We start from the raw sequence: 23703 nt of genomic DNA on the forward strand, positions 1-23703 counted from the left end.
GTATCTAAAACAATTAAAAACCTTTAGAATATTAAAATAAATAAGAAAATTAAATGGAGGATATTATTAATGAATTTATTAACTAAAACAAGAAAGATTAACTCGATGTTACAAGCTTCTGCAGGTAAGCCAGTAAACTTTAAGGAGATGGCTGCTACATTAAGCGAAGTAATCGAAAGTAATGCCTTCATCGTATCTAGAAAAGGGAAATTATTGGGATTTGAAGTTCATCAACAAATCGAAAACGAACGTATGATTAAAATGATGGAAGAGCGTCAATTCCCTGAACAATATACGAAAAATCTTTTCCACGTGGATGAAACATCTTCAAATTTAGACGTCTTTAGTGAGCACTCTGTGTTCCCGGAAGAAAACCGTGAGTTATTTAAAGATGGTTTAACAACAATAGTTCCAATCATTGGTGGCGGTGAACGTTTGGGTACATTAATCTTAGGGCGTCTTAAACAAGAGTTTGAAGACGATGATCTAATCCTTGGTGAATATGGTGCAACAGTTGTTGGAATGGAAATTCTACGTGAAAAATCAGAAGAAATTGAAGAAGAAGCTCGTAGCAAAGCCGTTGTTCAAATGGCTATCAATTCATTATCTTACAGTGAGTTAGAAGCAATCGAACATATCTTTGAAGAATTAGATGGCAGTGAAGGTCTTTTAGTAGCTTCGAAAATTGCTGATCGCGTAGGAATTACAAGATCTGTTATCGTAAACGCACTTCGTAAACTAGAAAGTGCTGGTGTAATTGAGTCAAGATCACTAGGGATGAAAGGAACATATATCAAAGTATTAAATGATAAGTTTCTTGCAGAGTTAGCTCAACTTAAAATGAAATAATTAATAATATTCTGTCTCTTCTACTATAAGTAGAAGAGACTTTTTTTGGTATTAGGAGAAAAATAGCAAAAGTTATTAGTTGCTTTTTACTAGTAGGATGTGCAAAAATTAACGAATTGACCAGGTTTGACACAAAATGTCGACTATTATCAAATAAAAAGGAAAAAAGACCTATTAATTCACTTAAAATTCAATAGACACAATGTTACATATTCATTACAATTAAATTATTATGAAATTCAAAGATAAATATTAAAAAATTGTCGAATTATTTTCTGGCGAGGTGAAAAAATGAGTATATTTGGTGGTGCAATTTCAAGTTTAGAGCAAGGATTGGATTTCTCTGCGACAAAACAAAAGACAATTGCGCAAAATATAGCAAATGTCGACACTCCAAACTATAAAACAAAAAGTGTTAGTTTTAGTGAATATTTATCTAATGCTAAACACTCCACTATTTCCGCACATAGAACGCAAGAAAGACATATAGATTTTCAAACAAAATCTAGTACATCAGGTGTGTTCGATTATGCCAATTATAGCTACAATCACAATGGCAACGGTGTAGACATGGATAAGGAACAAGCAAATCTAGCGACCAATCAAATCTACTATAATGCGCTAATTGATCGGATGAGCGGCAAGCTAAATACATTACAAACTGTTATTAGAGGAGGTAGTTAATTATGTCCATATTTCATGGGATGAATACAACAGCATCAGCATTAACTGCCGGAAGGCTTAGAATGGACGTAATTTCCTCCAATATGTCGAATGTAGATACAACAAGAGCAAAGCTAGTGAATGGCGAGTGGCAAGCATATAGAAGAAAGACAGTGACATTAAAACCATTAGAAGGTAATTTTTCGAACTTTTTAAATGTGGCCATGGGTTCTTCGGACAATAGAAGTGTCGGAAATGGAGTAAAAGTAAGTGATGTAAAAGAAGATACAGAAACCCCTTTTAAATTAGTATATGATCCGACACATATTGATGCAGATGAAGATGGCTACGTGGAAATGCCAAATGTCGACCCTTTAAGAGAAATGGTTGATTTGATATCAGCTACCCGGTCTTATGAGGCGAACGTAACAGTTTTTAATGCAAATAAAGCCATGCTGTCTAAGGCATTAGAAATAGGGAAATAAGAAAGAAGGTATAGTTGAAATTGCCAATAGAATCCGTTTCGTTATTTAATCCGACACAAATAAATCCAGTTTCTACAACTTCGAAATTAAGTCCTGCAGAAGCGCAAGCTGATTTTGGTGATTTTTTAAAGACTGCCATTCAATCGGTTAATGAAAATCAAAAAGCGTCCGATGTAGCTACCGAAAAGTTAATAAATGGTGGGGATATCGAGTTACACGATGTAATGATTGCTTCTCAAAAAGCAAGTATTACATTAAATGCGACCTTAGAAATTAGAAACAAGGTAGTAGAAGCGTATCAAGAAATAATGCGTATGCAAGTGTAACCTCTCTCGGTTATCGCTAAATAAAAATATTCACCATAACCGGAGGATAATAATGAATGAACGTATAAAAAAAATGACGAGCGATGTAACCAAGTTCTGGAAAAGTCGCACTAAAATGCAAAAGGGAACAATGATCGGTAGTGTGTTAGGGATTATCATTCTAGCTACCGTTATTACTTTTATGATGAATAAAACTAACTTTGTTCCGCTTTATACAGATGTATCTCCATCTGAAATAGGACGTATTAAAGAAACATTAGATGCACAAGGAGTGCCAAATGAAATTGCTCCTGGAGGGACATCCATCTTAGTGCCAGAAGAGCAAGTGGATGCACTATTAGTACAACTGGCAGCGGAAGGATTTCCAGAGTCAGGAATGATCGATTATAGCTTCTTTTCCCAAAATGCTGGATTTGGTATGACAGATAATGAGTTTAATGTGTTGAAATTGGCTTCTATGCAAACCGAGCTTGCGAAATTGATTAAAGGTGTAAAAGGGGTAAAGGATGCTCAGGTAATGATCACACTACCTGAAGAAGGGGTTTTTCTATCCCAAAACAATGAAACTGCAAGTGCAGCGATAGTTTTGAATACAGAGGCTGGGTACAAATTCACAGATTCACAGATTTTGTCCTTATATAACTTAGTATCCAAGTCAATTCCTAATCTAGCAGCAGAAGATATTAGCATTAGAAATCAGTACTTAGAGTATTTTGACTTAGACCAAGCAAATGCAAATACAGCTGGTGGGAATATAAGTGATCAAATGTCGATTAAGAAAACAGTTGAACGTGATTTACAGCGTCAGGTACAAACAATGTTAGGTACTTTAATGGGACAAGATAAAGTAGTTGTCTCTGTAACTACAGACATTGATTTTAAACAAGAAAATCGTGAAGAAAATTTAGTAGAGCCAGTTGATAAAGAAAATATGGCTGGAATTGAAATTAGTGCGCAACGTATTTCTGAAACTTTTACTGGTGAGAATCCTGTAGCAGGTGGTACTCCAGCAACAGAGGATGCAACTGATAACTTTACCAACTATGTAGAAGGTTCCACTTCAAATGGTGATTATGAGCGAATTGAAGACACGATTAATAGTGAAGTAAATCGTATTCGAAAAGAAATAGTAGAAAGTCCGTATAAAATTAGAGATATAGGTATTCAAGTGATGGTAGAACCACCAGATCCTGAGGATGTCGCATCTATGCCAGACGGTGTAGAACAAGATATAGAACAAATTCTCGCTACAATTATCCGAACTTCTATAGATGAAGAAGCAGGAGGAGAATTGACAGAGCAATTACTACAGGAAAAAATAGTCGTTTCTGTACAACCGTTTAATGGTAAAGCTGCGGCAGTGGCAAGCACGCAATCGTCCATTCCTTGGTGGGTATATGTAATCGGTGGAATTTTACTTGTTGCAATAATACTTCTAGTCATATCCTTATTACGCTCTAGAAAAACCGATGAGGAAGAAATGATTATTCTAGAAGAGCAACGAGAAGAGCTTAATATAGATGATATAAACACAGAAAAAGAAACCGAATCAACTTTAAGAAGAAAACAACTAGAAAAAATGGCGAAAGACAAGCCAGAAGAATTTGCAAAGTTATTACGTACTTGGATAGCGGAGGATTAACTTTACTTTCTTTAGAATAAAGTTAAAGCCTCCGGATGATTGGGGGGACGGCTATGAATAAGAAAGAAAAAGATTTAAGTGGAAAACAAAAAGCCGCGCTCTTATTAATTTCTCTCGGACCTGAAGTTTCTGCTTCTATCTATAAACATTTAAATGAAGAAGAAATTGAGCGACTAACTCTAGAAATTTCAGGTGTTAAAAAAGTAGAGCCAGAAATTAAAGAAGATATAATAGAAGAATTTCACAATATAGCTTTAGCACAAGACTATATTTCGCAGGGTGGTATTGGATATGCAAAAACAGTATTAGAAAAAGCATTAGGCACTGATCATGCTCAAGCAATTATTAATCGACTTACTTCTTCACTGCAAGTGAGACCTTTTGATTTTGCTAGACGTGCAGAGCCAGCTCAACTGTTTAACTTTATTCAAAATGAACATCCGCAAACGATAGCTTTAATCCTTTCTTATTTAGAGGCACAGCAAGCTGGAATAATTCTTTCGTCATTACCACAGGAAGTACAAGCAGATATTGCAAAAAGAATAGCTACAATGGATTCTACTTCACCAGAAGTAATTAGTGAAATTGAATCTGTGCTAGAACGTAAGCTATCTTCGACTGTAACCCAGGATTACACGGAGACAGGCGGTATCGATGCAGTCGTAGAAGTGTTAAATGGTGTTGATAGAACAACCGAAAAAACAATATTGGATGCTTTAGAAATACAAGATCCAGAGCTTGCAGAAGAGATCAAGAAAAGAATGTTCGTATTCGAAGATATTGTTACGCTTGATAATCGTTCTATACAACGAGTTATTCGTGACTGTGAAAACGAAGATTTACTACTTTCTATGAAGGTTTCTAGTGAAGAAGTTAAAGATGTTATTTTCCGCAATATGTCCGTGCGTATGGCTGAAACATTTAAAGAAGAAATGGAAATTATGGGACCAGTTCGTCTACGTGACGTAGAAGAGGCTCAATCTAGAATTGTAACGGTGATTAGAAGATTGGAAGATGCAGGCGAAATCATAATTGCTCGTGGCGGAGGAGATGACATCATTGTCTAAAATTTTCCGAAATGTATATTTGGATGAAACAAAGGAAAATGCCAAGCCCATTCACATAAGGAATTTACATGTTCAAGAAATGATGAACACAGATGAGCCGTTGACTTTAGATGTTCTTACTCTAGAACGAAGTAAAATGATGGAAGAAGTAAATGAAGAGATAGCAGAGAAACGATCCATATTAACAAAAGATATCGAAGAGACTAAACAATATATCGAAAATCAGCTGAATACGTGGGAAGAAGAGAAGATATCTTATCAGCAACAAGCATATGACGAAGGCTTTATGCAAGGATTAGAAGAAGGCCGTTTAAAAGCTCAAGCTGATATGCAAAACTCAATAAAATTAGCTAATGATGCAATGACAACTGCTCATGAGAATGCTGCAAATTATTTACAGCAACAAGAACAGGTCATTTTAGAACTAGCTATACGAACTGCAGAACGTATTATTGCAACGAAGCTAGATGAGAACGAGGAATTGTTTTTATCAATTGTTAAAAGAGGTTTAAAAGAAGCAAGAGAAATGAAAGAGATTAAACTATATGTTTCTCCTACTTATTTTGAACTTGTATCTAATAATAGAGAAGAACTGTCTTCTATTTTCCCAGTAGATGTACCATTTATGGTTTTTGTTGATGAAGAGATGAATGAAACAGATTGTTATATAGAAACCAATCATGGAAGAATCGTCGTCAGTATTGACGAGCAAGTTCAGGAGTTGCGACGCAAGCTAGTAGATATTCTAGATAGTATGGAGTGAATGTGATGAAAGCAGTAGATTTAATACAACAAATTTCGAATGTACCTACCTTTAAAAAATATGGTCGAGTTAGTCGAGTTGTTGGGTTAATGATTGAATCACAGGGTCCTGAAAGTTCAGTTGGGGATGTTTGTAAAATCCATATAAACTCAGCCAAAACAGGAGCTTCCGTTATTCTTGCTGAAGTAGTTGGTTTTAAGGAAGAAATCGTCGTATTAATGCCTTATACGAATATTAGAGAAATATCTACAGGCTGTTTAGTCGAAGGGACGAATAGTCCATTAGAGATTAAGGTTGGTCCGGAATTAATAGGGAAAGTTTTAGATTCGATGGGTAATCCAATTGATGGATCTGTTTTACCAAAAGGTTTGATGACAGTTGGTACCGAAAAAGATTCCCCTAATCCTTTGACTAGACCACCTATAGAGGAGCAAATTGAAGTTGGTGTAAAGGCTATTGATGGAATGCTAACGGTTGGAAAAGGACAAAGGGTAGGTATTTTCGCAGGATCCGGTGTAGGTAAAAGTACTTTACTTGGAATGATTGCTAGAAATACTAATGCAGATTTAAATGTCATCGCACTAATTGGAGAACGTGGCAGAGAAGTACGAGAATTCATCGAAAGAGACTTGGGAAAAGAAGGACTAGAAAAATCGATTGTAGTAGCAGCTACTTCTGACCAGCCTGCGTTAATGCGCATCAAAGGCGCATTTACAGCTACAGCTATCGCAGAATACTTCCGTGACAAAGGGTTAAACGTTATGCTCATGATGGACTCTGTTACTCGTGTAGCGATGGCGCAACGTGAGGTGGGACTTGCAGTAGGAGAGCCTCCAGCTACAAGAGGATATACTCCTTCTGTCTTTTCTATTTTACCTAAGCTGCTTGAACGTACAGGTACCAATGAATTTGGTACTATTACAGCATTTTATACAGTACTGGTAGATGGCGACGACATGAATGAACCAATTGCCGATACTGTTCGTGGTATTTTAGATGGTCATATTGTGTTGGACCGTTCACTAGCTAACAAGGGTCAGTTTCCAGCAATTAATGTATTGAAAAGCATTAGTCGATTGATGAATCATATTTCAGACGAAAAGCATGTAAAAGCTGCGGAAAGATTGAGAGATTTATATTTCACGTACAATAAATCAGAAGATTTGATCAATATCGGGGCATATAAGCGTGGCACATCTCGTGAAATTGACGAAGCTATACAGTATGAACCTTTAATTACATCATTTTTAAAACAAGGATATTTGGATAAAGTATCATTGGATTCCTCGGTAGATGAATTAGTGAAATTATCAGGTGGTGTTTCATAGAATGGTTGCTTATCAATTTAAATTTGCTAAGATTTTAACGATTCGTGAACAAGAAAAGTCGGAAACAGAATTGGCTTACAAAGAATCAGTATCGGCTTTTGAAAAAGTTGCAACAGAACTTTATAATTTGTTGAAAAAAAAAGAAGATACAGTCGACACTCAAAATAATCTTCTTGTTTCGGGTCTTTCCATTGACAATATCCATCATTATTCAAACTATATTGTCGGACTTCAAAAAAGAATAGATATAGTTCAAAAGGAAGTTATCCAAGCAAGATCTAAAATGAATTGGATGGAAGAAAAACTTCTCGAAAAATCATTAGAGGTAAAGAAGTTCGAAAAGATAAAAGAAAAAGGCTTAGAGCAGTTTCAACAAGAGCAACAAAGACTAGAAACAATTCAATTAGATGAAATATCTTCTTTGAAGTTTCAAAACAAAGAGATTAGGTGAGTAGAAGCGTGGCTAAACGGAACAAAACAAATAAAGGCATTGAACAAATAAATGGTGAAACAAAAGGTATAAGTAAAATAAAAATGTTCTTTTATTGGTTTATCATTCCTCTTTTATTTGCTTTGCTTGTCTTATTAGTAATTGCTCAAATAGCAAATATAAACGTTTTTGAAAAAGCGAAAGAGTTAACTGGTTTTGGTGAGGAACAAGTTTTAACGGAAGACAAAAAAACGGATGTATTAGAAGAACGAGTTGTCTCCTTACAAGCTGAAATTCAAGAAAAGGAAGCTCAAATTGACAAAGTACAAGCAGAGTTAGATAATTCTGCAACGGAGAAGGAAGCTCTTTTAATAGAACAAGAGCGATTATTAGATGAAATCGCAACCTTAACAAGGGATCAAGAGAGCGCCAAGCGAGATTACGCAGAAATAGTTTCTACGTTTGAAAAAATGTCTCCAAAAACAGCAGCTCCAGTAATAACAAAAATGAGTGATGCAGAAGCCTTGCGCATTTTGACAAGTCTTAAACCAGATACAGTAGCAAGCATCTATGAAAAAATGACACCAGAAGATGCCGCTAAGTATACAGAATTGATGACGAAATAATAATACTGTCCATTGAAGGGAGGTGAAAATAACCGTGAATATCGCAATGGCCGTTAACACAAATGTAAATGCTACTACTCAAACAGCAAGTAAACTTCAAGAAAACTCGAATAGCAGTCAAAAGTTTGGAACTGTATTTGGCCAGATTTTATCCAATCAACAAATCCAACAACCAGCTGCTGCACCACAGGCGAACGCTGAAGGAAATGTACTGCAGGATTTGCTAGCAATTCTTAATGTAACTTCTCTAGAGGAACTTGAATCACTAGTAGGTTCAGAGGAATTAACCGTTAATCATAAGGAATTAAAAGGGCTATTAGATAAATTATTAGGTACCGAGAATGATACGGAACTTAATGAAGAACTATTTGAGTCGAATGTTTGGGATTTACTTGCAGGTATAAATGAACAAGCTACTAAAATTATAGATGCTCTCACTTCTTCCCTTAACGGACAAGGACCGAGCAATCCAACTGATGCCAAACAAGCTGTGGAGCTGCTAAAAACGGTACAGTTAATCGGAAACAAGTCGGATTTAACGATTAAAGAAGAATCCACACTATTTGATATAAAGCAGTTGCTTGAAAATGTGAAGGAAACAGTAGGAAAAATCCCTACAATTGATATACGTTCGTCACCACAAATCTTAAAACAACCGATTATTCAAACTCAAATGGTAGTCAAACAGACGGCTCACTCAGTTCAACCAGAGATAGTTACAGAAACGAAAGAAATAACATCAAATGTGCAAGGTAGTACTACCACGATGATTCAAACAAAAGTAGAATCAGTTTCTATTACACTACCAACTGAAAAGGCGGCGCAATCAGAGGAATTCATAAAAGAATTGCAAAAAGTGATGAACCGTGTACAGTTTGGACAAGCGGGTGGTGCAAATAGACTAGTCCTTAAACTATTTCCTGAGCAACTTGGCACAATTCGTATTGAGTTGATTCAAAAAGATGGTATGCTGACAACAAAAATTTTAGCATCAACTGCATTAGGAAAAGAAATGTTAGATTCTAACTCGAGTCAATTGAGGCAAAGTTTTGCAGGACAAAATATTCAATTGGAGAAGCTAGAAATTACACAAGCTTTGCAAGAATCAGCGAGACAAGAGAAGAACCAAAACTTCCAACAGTCATTTAAACAACAAGAACAGCAACAACATCAAGAAAATAGTAGTGAAGAGTTGGAAGAACCGTTTACATTTCATGATTATTTAGAGGAAATGGAGGCCTAAACAATGGCTGAAATGTCTAAAATTACAGATAGTATGTATTTATCAAACCAAGCCAAGAAAACTACTACAACTGGGAATAGTACGTTAGGGAAAGATGCATTTTTAAAAATTCTAATGACACAGCTTCAAAACCAAGACCCAACAAAACCAATGGATGACTCACAATTTATTGCACAGATGGCGCAATTCTCTTCATTAGAGCAAATGACAAATTTAACTACTGCATTTCAAGAATTTGCTGCAGTTCAAGAGCAAAGTCAAATGATTGAATTTAGTAACTTTGTAGGTAAAGATGTAAAATGGCATGAACTAACCGACAAAAAAGATGATAAAGGTAATCCCATTACAAACGAAGGTACTGGTTCTATTATAGGTATTAAGTTTGTGGGAGGAAACGTAGAATTCACGTTAGCAGATGGTAAAGTTATTAACCCAGGAAATATATCAGAAGTGCTTTCAAGTGGCTCAAGTTCTAATTCTAATAGCTTAGTAGAAGCAAGTATGTTAATTGGTAAAACAGTTAGCTATATTCCTGTCAAAACGGAAACAGAAGCTACTGAAGAGGAAGCTAAAACACCAACTGAAACTACAGCAACAGTTGAATCAGTTAGCAAAAAAGATGGAAATATCATGTATAACTTAAGTGATGGTACATCCATTACTGCAGATCAAATTACTTCCATAAGTAAATAAGAACGGAGAAATGCAATGGACAACATTTCGATAAAACGTGTTCCGCTGCAAACAACTATCCGTCAACCAATCGCATCAAGCGGGGTGGCTTCACCTAAACAATCTTTCTTACAGCATTTACAGGAAGCATCTGCAAAAACAGAATTAAAGGTAAGTAAACATGCAAACCAACGTTTACAAGAAAGAAATATTTATATTTCTGATGCGGAATGGCAAATAGTAAGTGAAAAGGTATCAGAAGCACGCTCTAAAGGTGTGAACGACTCACTTGTATTGATGGATCAAGCAGCATTAATCGTCAGTGCAAAAAATTCCACTGTCATTACTGCAATGAATCGCACGGAAGCGAAAAACCAATTATTCACAAATATTGACGGTACAATCGTACTAAACTAACACTAACAAAAAAATAGCAGGACCTATAAAGGATGCTATGTGCAGCCGACTGATTGAAGCTAGCACGCAAATTGAAGGGAGAAAAATTAAATGATTCGCTCATTGTATTCAGGTATTTCAGGAATGAAAAATTTCCAGACGAAATTAGACGTAATAGGTAACAATATCTCCAATGTAAACACTTATGGGTTTAAAAAGGGACGTACCATTTTTAAAGATCTTATCTCGCAGACTACTTCGGGGGCATCAGGAGCAACTGGTACACGTGGTGGAGTGAATGCTAAACAAGTAGGTTTAGGATCACAATTAGCTTCTATCGACACAATTCAAACAGGTGGTTCATTACAATCTACGGGAAATACTTTGGATTTAGCTATTTCAGGTGATGGTTTCTTCCAAGTAGCCGATTCTGATAAACTTACTACTGATATTTCCTATACAAGAGCAGGTAATTTTTATATGGATAGTAATGGTGACTTAGTAAATGGTGATGGAAAGTATTTAATAGGTGTCGGTTCATTAATTTTAAATATTCCGACAGATGCACAGAGTATGTCAATTGGTCAAGATGGAACAGTAACTTATGTTGATGTGGACGGAGTACTTCAAACAGAAGGGCAAATCGAATTAGCTAAATTTCCAAATAGTGGTGGGTTAACTAAGAGTGGTTCAAATTATTTTATAGAATCACCTGCTTCAGGTGAACCTGTTATAGGGGCCCCTTTAACTTCAGGTCTTGGGACTATCAACTCTGGTTTTCTAGAAATGTCCAACGTTGATTTATCTGAAGAGTTCACAGACATGATCGTTGCACAACGTGGATTCCAAGCAAATACTCGTATCATAACAACTTCAGATTCAATTCTAGAAGAGTTAATTAATTTAAAACGATAATGAGTCAATTTCATAAATATATGTTTCAATAAAAACGCAGATATTCATGTAATATCAGATTTTTTTATTGATCTTTTAAAAAGTCAATCTTGTTGATTGGAGTGAAAGGCGGCGACTCCAGCGGGAACAGCACGAACTGAAAGCCCCGCAGGAACGTAGTGACGAGGAGATTGAAGTCGTGCCCGCGGAAAGCGTCCGCCTGTAACGGAAATCAACAGTGTATTTTTAACAGAGCCAAACAATTAAAAATGAATTTTTGCAAGGGAGGGTTGGGCCGTTCCTAAGAAAAGATAAAAAAGGCTATACTTATAACTCATTATCTGTCTAGCTCCAGCGCCTAGCCCCTCGAGTCGCTTCAGACTTGCGAATAAAGGCAAAGAACGCCTTTATTGCAATTCTTCCAGCGCTTGTCGGGGCTGACATAGGCGCCTCCGCTTTTCTTAGCCCGGCCCTTTTATATGATTATTTTAACAAGATTGAACGGTAAGGAGTTTTCGTTAAATGCTCTGTACATAGAGACAGTGGAGTCTTTCCCAGACACGACGATAACACTAACAAATGGTCATAAATATGTAGCGTTGGAATCTAGGGAAGAGGTACACTTCAAAATTTCTCAGTATTACAAAGAAATACATATATTATCGAACCCCCATATAAGAGGTGAACAAGATGAAGAGTAAAAATAAACTATTAACCATTATGCTTATTATTTTAGTTTCGATTACGTTAGTAGGAGTAGTAGCATTACTCATAGTTATGCAATTAAATAAGACAGATGAAAGTGATGAACCTACGATTGATGAAATTATCGAATCTTCTGTAGATATACCAGAAATAACTACTAATCTAGCTTCGAATAAATTTATCCGCATATCTTTAAAGGTTCAGGCTGATAGTAAAAAGGCTGCTGAAGAGTTAACTAAACGGGATTTCCAAGTAAATAATATTGTCATTACGGAACTATCTGAATTGACTCCTGAAGAGTTAGAGGGTAAAGAGGGTAAGGCGATGTTCGAATCGGCATTAAAAACTAAAATTGGTGAGCTAATGGATAGTGGAGAAATTCAACAAGTTTATATAACTTCTTATATTATTCAATAAAGTAATTTTTTAAAAATGGAGGTGGGCAGGTTGGCAGGAGATATATTATCTCAATCAGAAATAGATGCGTTGTTAAGTGCACTATCAACAGGTGAAATGACAGCAGATGAGATGAAAAGTGAACAAGAGGCTAGAAAAGTAAGAACTTATGACTTCAAAAGAGCACTTCGCTTTTCCAAAGATCAGATTCGAAGTTTAACGAGAATCCATGAGAACTTTGCTCGTCTATTAACTACATTTTTTTCTGCCCAGTTAAGAACATATGTACAAATTTCAGTTGTGTCAGTCGATCAAATACCGTTTGAAGAGTTTGTTCGTTCGGTTCCACATATGACATTGATCAATGTCTTTGAGGTTCCACCACTAGAAGGGAATATTTTGATGGAGATTAATCCGAATATTGCGTATTCCATGCTAGATTTAATGATGGGTGGTAAAGGACAAACACATACAAAAGCGGCTAATCTAACGGAAATTGAGACAAAGATTATGACAAATTTATTTGAACGTTCATTTGATAACTTACGTGAAGCGTGGGTTAATATTGCGGATATCGACCCCATTCTTACAGAGCTAGAAGTTAACCCGCAATTTTTACAGATGATTTCTCCGAATGAAACTGTAGTGGTAATTTCCTTTAATACAGTCATTGGAGAAACAAGTGGAATGATAAATATTTGTATCCCACACGTAGTGTTGGAACCAATTGTACCTAACTTATCTGTACGTTACTGGATGCAAACCAATAAAAAAGAAGTATCACCCGAACAACTAGCAGTTCTGAAAAAGCGTGTAAAAGCAGCAGAAATTCCTATTGTCGCAGAGATTGGGACAACAGATATATCGATGGAAGATTTATTGTACTTACAGCTTGGTGACGTCATTCAATTAAATACTAAAATTGATGACCCACTAACGGTTAAAGTTGGCGGTATTCCTAAATTTATCGGTCAACCGGGTAAACTAAAAAAACGAATGGCTGTCCAAGTCATTGAAACTGTGAAAGGAGGAGAGGATGATGATGAGTGATGATATGCTCTCTCAAGAAGAAATTGAGGCCCTCCTTAGAGGAACGAATATAGACGAAGATAGTACGAAAGAGAAAGTTACGGAAGACATAAATGTAGAGGACTATCTGGATTCATTTGCCCAGGATACTCTCGGAGAAATCGGTAATATTTCATTTGGTAGTTCAGCTACTGCCCTTTCTGCCCTTTTAGGACAAAAAGTAGATATTACTACACCGAATATTAGTATGATTAACCGCAGAAAACTGAAAGAAGAGTTTCCTCATCCGTATGTAGCGGTACAGGTACAATATACCGCTGGACTAATTGGTATGAATCTTCTAGTTATAAAACAGTCAGATGCTGCCATTATTGCAGACTTAATGCTTGGTGGAGACGGTATAGATCCAAAGCCTGAGCTTAGTGAGATACAGTTAAGTGCAGTGCAAGAAGCGATGAACCAAATGATGGGTTCTGCTGCTACGTCTATGTCTACCGTTTTCAATAAAAAAGTAGATATTTCACCGCCTACCATCGATCTTATGAACCTAATGCAAGATGAAGGAACAAATGCAATTCCGGAAGATGAATTACTTATTAAAATATCTTTCCGACTTAAAATTGGTGAGTTAATAGATTCTAATATAATGCAGTTATTGCCATTACAATTTGGACTTAACTTAGTGAAATCATTAATAGGTGAAGAGGAACCAGAGGTAGCTGCTACTATTACAGAAGAAAAAATATATCAGGCACCCGTTCAACAGCAGCCAACTATGCAAACACAGCAAGCACCTGAAGTACCACCGCAGGCACAAATGCAGTATAGTCAGCAGCACTCACGACCACAAGCACCACCAGTGGAAGTTCAGCAAGCTCAATTTGCTAGCTTCGAATCACCAAGTTTATCGCAAAATGAGTCAAGAAATTTAAATTTACTACTTGATATTCCCCTCCAAGTAACAGTAGAATTAGGTCGTACTAAGAGAACTGTAAAAGAGATTTTGGAACTAACAAGTGGCTCCATTATTGAACTCGACAAACTGGCTGGAGAGCCTGTAGATATTCTTGTCAACAATCGACATGTAGCAAAAGGAGAAGTCGTTGTTATTGATGAGAATTTTGGTGTTCGAATTACAGATATTTTAAGTCAAGCAGAACGTATTAATAATTTAAGATAAGCACTGGAGGAGACATACTATGTCGAAAAGAATTTTAATAGTAGATGATGCAGCATTTATGAGAATGATGATTAAAGATATTTTGAGTAAAAATGGTTTTGAAGTAGTAGGAGAAGCTGGAGATGGCGTTCAAGCAATTGAAAAGTACAATGAGCTTAAACCGGATTTAGTAACGATGGATATTACAATGCCCGAGATGGATGGAATTGCTGCTTTAAAAGAGATTAAAGCAAAAGATCCAACTGCCACAATCATTATGTGCTCTGCTATGGGACAACAAGCGATGGTAATTGATGCAATCCAAGCAGGAGCAAAAGATTTCATCGTGAAACCTTTCCAAGCGGATCGAGTAATTGAAGCAATTTCCAAAGCTTTAGGGTAATGACATTATGAGGAAATTTCCCCTCGTAGTAAGTGTAATTCTATTATTAACTTTTGGAATTCAACTAGATGTAAGAGCAGAATCAGATCCGAATGAGAGTGTAGATGAATACTTAAAGAAGCAAAATAATGATGTGGATAGTAAAAAAGAATCAGAGGTTAATATAGAAGAAACTCCAGAAACGACTGAAGAAACCGTTTCTGTGGGTGTTTCTGTTACAGCTTGGGATTATGTCAAAATGATTTTTGCTCTTTTGTTTGTTATTGCCTTACTTTATGGATTACTTCGTTTGGTAAATAGTAGAAACAAAACCTTTCAAACCAATCAGCTTATAAATAATTTAGGCGGAGTTGGAGTTGGACAAGGGAAATCGTTACAGCTAATGCAAGTAGGTAATTCCATATTCTTAGTTGGTATTGGAGAAGATATTACTTTGTTAAAGGAAATCACCGATCCAGCAGAAATAGAGAACCTAACGAAAATCTATGAAGAAAAAGTAGATATTGGAAAAAGTATTCCGTACATATCTGAGCTTATTGGTCGCTTTAGAGAGAAAGGAACTTCAAAGACGAAGAGTGAGGATAAGAAACCTTCGTTTGATGAGACCTTTCAGAAAAGATTACAAGAAATTCAAAAAGACCGTAGTAATGTATTAAAGGATTGGAAGACGAAGGAGCGCGATAATAATGAATGAATTTGTCCAGTTTTTCTCGGACAGCGACCCATCAAATCTCTCCACTTCTATAAAATTAATGCTATTGCTTACGGTCTTATCTTTAGCACCTAGTATATTAATATTGATGACGTCCTTTGCTAGAATAGTAATTATATTATCATTTGTTCGTACGGCACTTGCGACTAATCAGATGCCGCCAAACCAAGTAATAGTTGGTTTAGCATTATTTTTAACATTTTTTATCATGGCACCAACATTACAGCAAGTAAATGAAGAAGCTTTAACACCGTTGTTCAATGAAGATATTACTTTAGAAGAGGCGTACACAAATGCTAGTGGTCCCTTCAAAGAGTTTATGAGTAAGCACACTAGACAAAAAGATTTGGAACTTTTCTTAAGATATTCGGAAGCAGAAAGACCAGAAACAATTGAGGATATCCCGTTAACGGTTATGGTACCTGCTTTTGCACTTAGTGAAATTAAAACAGCATTCCAAATTGGATTTATGATTTTTATCCCTTTTTTAGTGATTGATATGATTGTGGCGAGTGTACTGATGTCCATGGGTATGATGATGTTACCGCCAGTAATGATCTCTCTACCATTTAAAATATTATTATTTGTATTAGTAGATGGATGGTATTTAGTTATGAAGTCTATATTACAAAGTTTTTAGGAGCTGATTGTATTGAATAATGAAATGGTAATTTCAATTGCAGAACGAGCAATTTGGGTCATTCTTCTTGCATCAGGTCCTCTTCTTTTAGTTGCATTAATAACTGGTCTTGCAGTTAGTATTTTTCAGGCCACTACACAAATCCAAGAACAAACGCTTGCATTTGTGCCGAAAATTATTGCGGTGTTAGTAGCTATTGTTTTCTTTGGCCCTTGGATGCTGTCACAAGTTACCTCTTATGCAGCAGATATTTTTGAGAATTTAATACGATACATTGGTTGATACAATGGATGCAATCTTACCAAATTTAACTGTATTATTACTAATTATTGCTCGTGTTACTGCGTTTTTTGTAGTGTTACCACTATTTTCACATCGGACAATACCTGCGACTCATCGGATTGCCTTTGCTGTAGTGCTCTCCTGGATGATGTATTACACCATGGATGTTGAGCCATTTGAAATAAATGGAGATTATATTCTTTTAATTATTAAAGAAGTTATATTTGGATTATTTATTGGTTTACTTGCGTATATCATTATGTCAGCAATTCAAATTGCTGGTGGTTTTATCGATTTTCAGATGGGATTTGCAATGGCGAATGTTATTGATCCGCAGACAGGTGCACAAAGTCCGTTAGTTGGTCAATTTTTAAATACTTTGGCTTTATTACTATTATTAGCTTTAAATGGACATCATTTGTTGCTGGATGGTATTTTCTATAGTTATCAATTTATGCCGATGGAAATGATATGGCCAGCTTTTGGGCAAGAAAATTATGTAGAATTCATTATGAAAACTTTTGCGGGTGTTTTTGCGGTTGCTTTTCAGATGTCCATACCAATTGTTGCTACACTGTTTCTTGTGGATATTGCCCTTGGGATTACTGCCAGAACGGTACCCCAGTTAAATATCTTTGTTATAGGATACCCTATAAAAATTGGTGTAGGGTTTTTAGTACTTCTCGTTATGATGGGAGTACTAATGGCCGTTGTACAGAAGATGTTTGAGATTTTAGTTATTGCAATGCGAGATTTAATGATAATTTTAGGTGGTGGCTAATACGATTACTCTACGCTTAGATCTCCAGTATTTTGCGGGAGAAAAAACAGAAAAAGCTACTCCTAAAAAGAGACAAGATTCTCGTAAAAAAGGACAAGTATTAAAGAGTCCTGATGTAACAAGTGCGATTGTATTACTTTCAGTATTTGTATTTCTGGTTTTTTTTGCTAGTTTTTTAAGATCCGAAATTTTTTCATTCTTTGGTGTGACATTTACTAAGTATATGTTAATAGAAACATTGACAATTGATGTAGCGATAATCATTTATAAGGATATGCTGCTTGAAATGGCTATGGTTTTATTGCCAATAATGTTAGTTGCTGTAGTAGCCGCTATAGCTGCAAATTTCTTTCAGTTTGGGTTACTGTTTACTACAGAGCCCTTGAAGTTTGATTTGAAAAAGATTGATCCTATAAAAGGTCTTAAAAGGATCTTTTCGCTTAAAGCAATTATAGAGCTATTAAAATCTATTTTGAAAATATCATTTATTGGTTCTGTAACTACTTTAATATTGTGGATGAACTTGGAGAAGGTATTGTCCTTATCATTCAAGACAGCTTGGGATACACTGTCGACCGTTGGCTGGTTAACTGGGACGATGGGTATTGCCGCTTCATGTGTATTGCTATTTATATCGATCCTGGATTTCTTTTATCAAAAATTCGACTATGAAAAAAATCTTAAAATGTCTAAACAAGATATTAAAGATGAACATAAAAACTCAGATGGGGATCCAATTATAAAGTCTCGTATACGGCAAAGACAACGGGAAATGGCGATGCGTCGTATGATGCAGGAAATTCCTACAGCGGATGTTGTCATTACGAATCCTACACATTTTGCAATTGCTTTAAAATACGATGATGAATCGATGGATGCTCCAACTGTAGTAGCAAAAGGTGCAGATTTTGTTGCACAAAAGATAAAGTTAATTGCGAAGGAAAATAATGTCGTCATGGTAGAGAATAGACCACTTGCAAGATCGATGTATGACCAAGTAGAAGTTGGTCAACGAATTCCAGACGAATTTTTCAAGGCAGTTGCCGAAGTATTAGCTTATGTATATCGTATTAAACAAAAAATTTAAAGGTAAAGTTAGAGGTGGAAGTATATGCAAGTCCGCGATATAACCGTATTGGCAGCTGTAATATCTATTGTGGCGATGCTCGTAATACCTCTCCCTCACTGGTTAATAAGTTTTCTTATTATTATAAATATTACGATAGCACTTTTAATATTGATGACCGCTATGAATATGAAAGAGGCTTTAGAATTCTCCGTATTTCCAACAATCGTTTTACTCGTTACATTATTTAGACTTGCTTTAAATATTTCCACGACAAGAGCAATCTTAGCAGAAGGTGATGCGGGTAAAGTAGTTGAAACTTTCGGTACATTTGTTACAGGTGGAAATATGCTTGTTGGACTAGTTGTATTCGCTATTTTAGTTATTATAAACTTTATCGTAATTACGAAAGGTGCCGAGCGTGTTTCTGAGGTTGCAGCTCGTTTTACATTAGATGCAATGCCCGGTAAACAAATGAGTATCGATGCGGATTTAAATGCCGGGATGATTTCGGAGAAAGAAGCACGAGAAAGACGTGAAAAGGTTAGTGGTGAAGCAGACTTTTACGGTGCTATGGACGGGGCAACAAAATTCGTAAAAGGGGATGCTATAGCAGGTATTATCATCGTTATTATCAACTTATTATTCGGTATTATTATCGGAGTTGTACAATTTGGATTACCTTTTGGGGAAGCTGCTGTGCTATTTTCAACATTAACTGTCGGGGACGGTCTTGTTTCACAGATTCCAGCATTATTAATCTCAACAGCAACTGGGATAGTTGTTACAAGAGCAGCCTCTAAAGGTAATCTTGGTGGAGATATTACAGGACAATTGTTTAATCAGCCAAAACTTCTTTATGTTGCAGCTGTAACAATAACGCTTTTAGGTATTGTTACACCAATTGGTTTAGTGTTAACTTTGCCAATTGCAATTGCGCTTGGTATTGGAGCTTATATGATAAGTAAGGCGAGTAAAGAAGATCCAGAAGAAATAGAAGAATTTGAAGAAGAAGTAACAACAGATAATATGAAAAGTCCCGAAAATGTTATTAATCTGCTAAATGTGGATCCAATTGAATTCGAGTTTGGATATGGATTGATCCCATTAGTAGATGCTGCACAGGGTGGAGATTTACTTGATCGTGTCGTAATGATTCGTAGACAACTTGCACTTGAATTAGGTGTAGTTATTCCAGTAGTTCGGATACGTGATAATATTCAGCTTCAACCAAACGAATATCGTATCAAGATTAAAGGCAATGAAATGGCTAGAGGAGAGCTTCTATTAGATCATTATTTAGCAATGAGTCCTGGTGACGATGATTCAATTGAGGGTATTGATACAGTTGAACCTTCCTTTGGTTTACCTGCAAAATGGATTACGGAATCTGTGAAGGAAGAAGCGGAAATACTAGGGTATACTGTTGTCGATCCGCCGAGTGTAGTTTCCACACATATGACTGAAATCATCCGAAATAATGCACATGAATTATTAGGTCGCCAAGAAACGAAACAATTAATCGATCATATTAGAGAGACTTACCCTATTCTCGTAGACGAATTAACACCTACTCCATTAACAGTAGGAGAAATTCAAAAAATATTGAGCAATCTATTAAGAGAGCATGTATCTATTCGGAATTTGCCGGTAATTTTTGAAACCCTTGCAGACTATTCAAAAATGACGTCGGATGCCGATGTATTAACTGAGTACTCTAGACAATCCTTAGCAAAGCAAATTACAACACAATATGCTGGAAATAGTAATGTTCTAAAAGTGTTAACGGTCTCTGGTAAAGTGGAAAAACTAATTGCTGACAGTATTCAACAAACAGAACATGGTAACTATTTATCAATAGATCCAAATGATTCTCAAGCAATATTAGAGTCTATGGCAAAAGAAATAGAGCGTGCCTCCATGATGGAACAGTCTCCAATCATTCTTTGTTCACCGGCAGTAAGAATGTATGTTAGACAAATGACAGAAAGATATTTCCCACATGTACCAATTCTCTCTTATAATGAACTAGAATCCTCAATTGAGGTACAAAGTGTCGGGGTGGTGAATGTAGATTGAAAATGAAAAAATATACAGCGAGTACAATGCCAGAAGCTATGAAGTTAATACGTAAAGAACTTGGTGACGACGCAGTTATTTTAAGTTCAAAAGTAGTCTACTCAAAAGGTTTTTTAGGCATGTTTAAGAAAAAAACGATCGAAGTGTTAGCTGGGATGGACACATACGAACAATCAAGTAAAACATTTGAGGTGCCTCCTATGGTACCTCAAGAATCTCAAAAGGTTTCCATTGAGATAAAAAAGGAATTAGAAGATTTAAAACAAATGGTAAAGAGTATAGGGCGTCCAGAAATGCTAAGTTCATATCCAACAGAAATGAAAACTCTTATGGACTATTTACAAGAGCAAGAATTGTCAGAGGAGCTTATCACACCTCTTAGTGATGAGCTTTTTGTGCATCTAAAAAATAGTGCTGCAGATTTTGAAGTAGAAGATCAAATTACTATAACTGAAAATTTACTAAAAACACAACTGGAGCATCTCCCGTTCGGTGGAGTTTCGTATACGAAGAAATATATAAATGTTCTCGGACCAACAGGTGTTGGTAAAACGACGACGATAGCAAAAATGGCTGCACGAGCAGTTTTAGAAAAAAAGAAAAAAGTAGGCTTTATTACTACGGATACATATCGAATTGCAGCTATTGAACAATTAAAAACATATGCAGGTTTACTTCAAGCTCCTCTTGAAATTATCTACAATGAAAATGATTTGCAAGAAGCAATGGTAAAGTTTGATAAGTTAGATATTGTATTTATAGATACAGCTGGTAGAAATTATAAAGAAACTAAATTTGTAAAAGATTTGCAAAAACTAATAGAGTTCGAAGTGAATACGGAAACCTTCCTAGTACTCTCTTCTACGTCTAAGCAAAAGGATATGGAAGTGATAATAGAACAATTTAGTGAATTTCCTATTGAAAAGTTTATCTTTACAAAGGTTGATGAAACAAATACTATTGGCTCAATTATCAATTTAATGGTTAAATATAATAAGGGACTTGCTTACTATACGGATGGTCAAGAAGTCCCGGAAGATATTATGGAAGCTAGTCTTGAAGAATTACTCAAATTATTTTTAAAGGGGATTCGCTATGAGAGATCAAGCTGAAGAACTAAGAATGAAAATGCTTCGGAACCAAAATAGGCTTGGGCGATCAATAGCAGTAGTTAGCGGCAAAGGTGGAGTTGGAAAAAGTAATTTTTCGATAAATTTCACTACAACTTTAAGTGGGCAAGGTAAAAAAGTTGTGCTAATAGATATGGATATTGGAATGGGAAACATTCACATTTTACTTGGTAAATCAGTTCCTACTAATTTAAAGGATTACTTAGTCGGAGATCAGCCATTAGAATCAGTGATTTTCGAAGGTCCAAATGGCTTACAATATATATCTGGTGGTTCAGGGTTAAGTGGCGTTATGGAGTGGACTGACGATATGTTCGATCGGTTGATAGATGCTTTCGAATATTTACAGAAAAACTTTGATTATATTGTGTTTGATATGGGGGCGGGTGCTACGAGTCAGACATTGGATCTTTTAGTCTCAGTAGATGATATTATTGTCATAACAACAGCAGAGCCTACATCTATCACAGATGCCTATTCTATGATGAAATATATTTACTATAAGGATTCTGAAAAAAACTTTTTCCTTATTTGCAACAGGGCGTATACCGAGGAAGAAGGGTCAGAAACAACTGGTAGATTGAAGCTAGCAATGTCGAAATTCCTCTCCAAAGAAATTACAGTATTAGGCGTATTACCTGAGGATTCAGTTGTTCGGAAAGCGGTAAGGGAACAAATACCATTTTCGATTTTATATCCCCAAGCAGAAATAACGAAAAAGTTAAAAAAAATTGCTTCAGCATTTACTGATTTTGAAGAGACGGAAGAAGTTGTTCCTAAGCACAATAAATTCATATCTCGATTAAAAAGTCTTTTTTCACAGAAGGGCGTGAGATGATGGACATTACATCAAAAAAGAAGCTGTTAATAGTAGATGACTCTGCATTCATGCGAAAGCTTATTAGTGATTTCTTTGTAGATAACAAATCGATAGAAGTAATAGGCATCGCCAGGAATGGAAAAGACGCAATTGAAAAAATAAAAACCCTACAACCAGATGTCATCACACTGGATGTTGAAATGCCAGTGATGAATGGTTTGGAAGCACTGCGCAGGATAATGACGGAGATGCCAGTTCCTGTTGTAATGCTATCAAGTATAACAAAAAGTGGAACGGAAAGTACGATGCAAGCGATGGAATATGGCGCTGTAGATTTTATCGCAAAGCCAAGTGGTACCATTTCATTAGATTTACATAAAATTAAAGAAGAATTAGTAGAAAAAGTAGAACATGCAGCACTAGTATCCATTAATAAAATGAAGAAACGTTCACCAGTTCCTATAAATAATAGGACAACCAACAACGAAGAAGGAAAGAAAATACCCGACTCTCCTAAAGTTTTCAAGTGGGACAAGATGAACAAGAAAATGGTCTTAATTGGAACTTCAACTGGAGGACCAAGAGCTCTTCAAGAAGTGATTACAAAACTTCCAAGCAATATGAAAGCACCAGTTTTAATTGTTCAGCATATGCCGGCTGGATTTACAAAGTCGTTGGCACAAAGGCTCAATCAATTATCTGCGATTGAAGTAAAAGAAGCAGAAGATGGAGATATGCTTCAAGATGGACATGCGTATATTGCCCCTGGCGGCTATCATATGCGCATACAGAAAAGAGGGGCAGCTTACTATGTCGTTCTAAATGACAAAGAAGCGCCACGATCTGGACATAGGCCGGCTGTAGATATACTTTTTGAAGATAATAGTCAGTTTAATGATTTTGATAAGATTGCCGTTATTATGACAGGAATGGGATCTGATGGGTCTCTTGGGCTTAAACAGTTGAAAAAGAACGGAAATGTTGTGGCCATTGCAGAGGCGGCGAGTACATGTATTGTTTATGGAATGCCAAAGGCTGCCGTAGAAACAAACTTAGTAAATGAAGTAGTGGATTTAGATCATATAGCAAAAACCATCATACAATATCTACCTTAGAG

The 23703-nt window shown here is 36.0% G+C and carries 28 protein-coding genes; all 28 read left to right on the plus strand.

Annotated features, from left to right (window positions below):
- The first annotated feature begins 69 nt into the window (after positions 1-69).
- Positions 70-849: a GTP-sensing pleiotropic transcriptional regulator CodY gene (gene codY / locus ACN6MX_RS05335; RefSeq protein WP_340773710.1), complete on the plus strand. Its 780-nt coding sequence runs from the start codon at positions 70-72 to the stop codon at positions 847-849.
- Positions 850-1140: 291 nt separating this feature from the next.
- Positions 1141-1533: a flagellar basal body rod protein FlgB gene (gene flgB / locus ACN6MX_RS05340; protein WP_419961622.1), complete on the plus strand. Its 393-nt coding sequence runs from the start codon at positions 1141-1143 to the stop codon at positions 1531-1533.
- 2 nt (positions 1534-1535) lie between these two features.
- The gene (gene flgC, locus ACN6MX_RS05345) at positions 1536-1997 is read left to right on the plus strand and encodes a flagellar basal body rod protein FlgC (protein ID WP_419961623.1); all 462 of its coding nucleotides are present in this window, start codon (positions 1536-1538) and stop codon (positions 1995-1997) included.
- Positions 1998-2017: 20 nt separating this feature from the next.
- Positions 2018-2323, plus strand: coding sequence for a flagellar hook-basal body complex protein FliE (gene fliE / locus ACN6MX_RS05350; RefSeq protein ID WP_419962560.1), 306 nt, complete (start codon positions 2018-2020; stop codon positions 2321-2323).
- Between the two features lie 52 nt (positions 2324-2375).
- Positions 2376-3965: a flagellar basal-body MS-ring/collar protein FliF gene (gene fliF / locus ACN6MX_RS05355; RefSeq protein ID WP_419961624.1), complete on the plus strand. Its 1590-nt coding sequence runs from the start codon at positions 2376-2378 to the stop codon at positions 3963-3965.
- Positions 3966-4018: 53 nt separating this feature from the next.
- Complete coding sequence (fliG, locus tag ACN6MX_RS05360) at positions 4019-5032, plus strand: flagellar motor switch protein FliG (protein ID WP_090562587.1); 1014 nt, start codon at positions 4019-4021, stop codon at positions 5030-5032.
- Complete coding sequence (gene fliH / locus ACN6MX_RS05365) at positions 5016-5795, plus strand: flagellar assembly protein FliH (protein ID WP_419961625.1); 780 nt, start codon at positions 5016-5018, stop codon at positions 5793-5795. Before fliG ends, fliH begins: the two co-directional genes overlap by 17 nt.
- A gap of 5 nt (positions 5796-5800) precedes the next feature.
- A complete protein-coding gene (gene fliI / locus ACN6MX_RS05370; RefSeq protein WP_419961626.1) occupies positions 5801-7123 on the plus strand; it encodes a flagellar protein export ATPase FliI in 1323 nt (440 codons plus the stop codon).
- 1 nt (position 7124) lies between these two features.
- Complete coding sequence (gene fliJ, locus ACN6MX_RS05375; protein WP_419961627.1) at positions 7125-7574, plus strand: flagellar export protein FliJ; 450 nt, start codon at positions 7125-7127, stop codon at positions 7572-7574.
- An 8-nt stretch (positions 7575-7582) separates the two neighbouring features.
- The gene (locus ACN6MX_RS05380; RefSeq protein WP_419961628.1) at positions 7583-8179 is read left to right on the plus strand and encodes a MotE family protein; all 597 of its coding nucleotides are present in this window, start codon (positions 7583-7585) and stop codon (positions 8177-8179) included.
- 34 nt (positions 8180-8213) lie between these two features.
- The gene (locus ACN6MX_RS05385; RefSeq protein ID WP_419961629.1) at positions 8214-9422 is read left to right on the plus strand and encodes a flagellar hook-length control protein FliK; all 1209 of its coding nucleotides are present in this window, start codon (positions 8214-8216) and stop codon (positions 9420-9422) included.
- A gap of 3 nt (positions 9423-9425) precedes the next feature.
- Positions 9426-10115 (plus strand): flagellar hook assembly protein FlgD, encoded by a 690-nt coding sequence (gene flgD / locus ACN6MX_RS05390; RefSeq protein WP_419961630.1) that lies wholly within the window; start codon positions 9426-9428, stop codon positions 10113-10115.
- 15 nt (positions 10116-10130) lie between these two features.
- Entirely contained in the window at positions 10131-10511 is a 381-nt protein-coding gene (locus ACN6MX_RS05395; protein ID WP_419961631.1) for a TIGR02530 family flagellar biosynthesis protein, read from the plus strand.
- 90 nt (positions 10512-10601) lie between these two features.
- The gene (flgG, locus tag ACN6MX_RS05400; protein ID WP_419961632.1) at positions 10602-11405 is read left to right on the plus strand and encodes a flagellar basal body rod protein FlgG; all 804 of its coding nucleotides are present in this window, start codon (positions 10602-10604) and stop codon (positions 11403-11405) included.
- A 458-nt stretch (positions 11406-11863) separates the two neighbouring features.
- Positions 11864-12085, plus strand: coding sequence for a flagellar FlbD family protein (locus ACN6MX_RS05405; RefSeq protein ID WP_419961633.1), 222 nt, complete (start codon positions 11864-11866; stop codon positions 12083-12085).
- Entirely contained in the window at positions 12075-12506 is a 432-nt protein-coding gene (gene fliL / locus ACN6MX_RS05410; RefSeq protein WP_419961634.1) for a flagellar basal body-associated protein FliL, read from the plus strand. The genes ACN6MX_RS05405 and fliL overlap by 11 nt, the downstream gene beginning before the upstream one ends.
- Before the next feature lie 30 nt (positions 12507-12536).
- Positions 12537-13535: a flagellar motor switch protein FliM gene (gene fliM, locus ACN6MX_RS05415; RefSeq protein WP_419961635.1), complete on the plus strand. Its 999-nt coding sequence runs from the start codon at positions 12537-12539 to the stop codon at positions 13533-13535.
- Complete coding sequence (fliY, locus tag ACN6MX_RS05420; RefSeq protein ID WP_419962561.1) at positions 13528-14694, plus strand: flagellar motor switch phosphatase FliY; 1167 nt, start codon at positions 13528-13530, stop codon at positions 14692-14694. The genes fliM and fliY overlap by 8 nt, the downstream gene beginning before the upstream one ends.
- Positions 14695-14713: 19 nt before the next feature.
- The gene (locus ACN6MX_RS05425; RefSeq protein ID WP_211893633.1) at positions 14714-15076 is read left to right on the plus strand and encodes a response regulator; all 363 of its coding nucleotides are present in this window, start codon (positions 14714-14716) and stop codon (positions 15074-15076) included.
- Between the two features lie 7 nt (positions 15077-15083).
- Positions 15084-15770: a flagellar biosynthetic protein FliO gene (locus ACN6MX_RS05430; RefSeq protein WP_419961636.1), complete on the plus strand. Its 687-nt coding sequence runs from the start codon at positions 15084-15086 to the stop codon at positions 15768-15770.
- On the plus strand, positions 15763-16428 hold the full coding sequence (gene fliP / locus ACN6MX_RS05435; RefSeq protein ID WP_419961637.1) for a flagellar type III secretion system pore protein FliP: 666 nt from the start codon (positions 15763-15765) through the stop codon (positions 16426-16428). Before ACN6MX_RS05430 ends, fliP begins: the two co-directional genes overlap by 8 nt.
- 12 nt (positions 16429-16440) lie before the next feature.
- Positions 16441-16710 carry a flagellar biosynthesis protein FliQ gene (fliQ, locus tag ACN6MX_RS05440; protein WP_419961638.1) on the plus strand — a complete coding sequence of 90 codons (270 nt, stop codon included), beginning with the start codon at positions 16441-16443 and terminating at the stop codon, positions 16708-16710.
- A 4-nt stretch (positions 16711-16714) separates the two neighbouring features.
- On the plus strand, positions 16715-17491 hold the full coding sequence (gene fliR, locus ACN6MX_RS05445; RefSeq protein ID WP_419961639.1) for a flagellar biosynthetic protein FliR: 777 nt from the start codon (positions 16715-16717) through the stop codon (positions 17489-17491).
- Positions 17484-18578 (plus strand): flagellar biosynthesis protein FlhB, encoded by a 1095-nt coding sequence (flhB, locus tag ACN6MX_RS05450; protein WP_419961640.1) that lies wholly within the window; start codon positions 17484-17486, stop codon positions 18576-18578. The genes fliR and flhB overlap by 8 nt, the downstream gene beginning before the upstream one ends.
- 24 nt (positions 18579-18602) lie before the next feature.
- On the plus strand, positions 18603-20636 hold the full coding sequence (flhA, locus tag ACN6MX_RS05455) for a flagellar biosynthesis protein FlhA (protein WP_419961641.1): 2034 nt from the start codon (positions 18603-18605) through the stop codon (positions 20634-20636).
- Complete coding sequence (gene flhF, locus ACN6MX_RS05460; RefSeq protein ID WP_419961642.1) at positions 20633-21748, plus strand: flagellar biosynthesis protein FlhF; 1116 nt, start codon at positions 20633-20635, stop codon at positions 21746-21748. The genes flhA and flhF overlap by 4 nt, the downstream gene beginning before the upstream one ends.
- On the plus strand, positions 21732-22604 hold the full coding sequence (locus ACN6MX_RS05465) for a MinD/ParA family protein (protein ID WP_419961643.1): 873 nt from the start codon (positions 21732-21734) through the stop codon (positions 22602-22604). Before flhF ends, ACN6MX_RS05465 begins: the two co-directional genes overlap by 17 nt.
- Positions 22604-23701: a protein-glutamate methylesterase/protein-glutamine glutaminase gene (locus ACN6MX_RS05470; RefSeq protein WP_419962562.1), complete on the plus strand. Its 1098-nt coding sequence runs from the start codon at positions 22604-22606 to the stop codon at positions 23699-23701. The genes ACN6MX_RS05465 and ACN6MX_RS05470 overlap by 1 nt, the downstream gene beginning before the upstream one ends.
- The last annotated feature ends 2 nt before the right edge of the window (positions 23702-23703 follow it).

It is taken from the genome of Psychrobacillus sp. BM2 (genome assembly GCF_048572895.1).
Classification (GTDB): Bacteria; Bacillota; Bacilli; order Bacillales_A; family Planococcaceae; genus Psychrobacillus.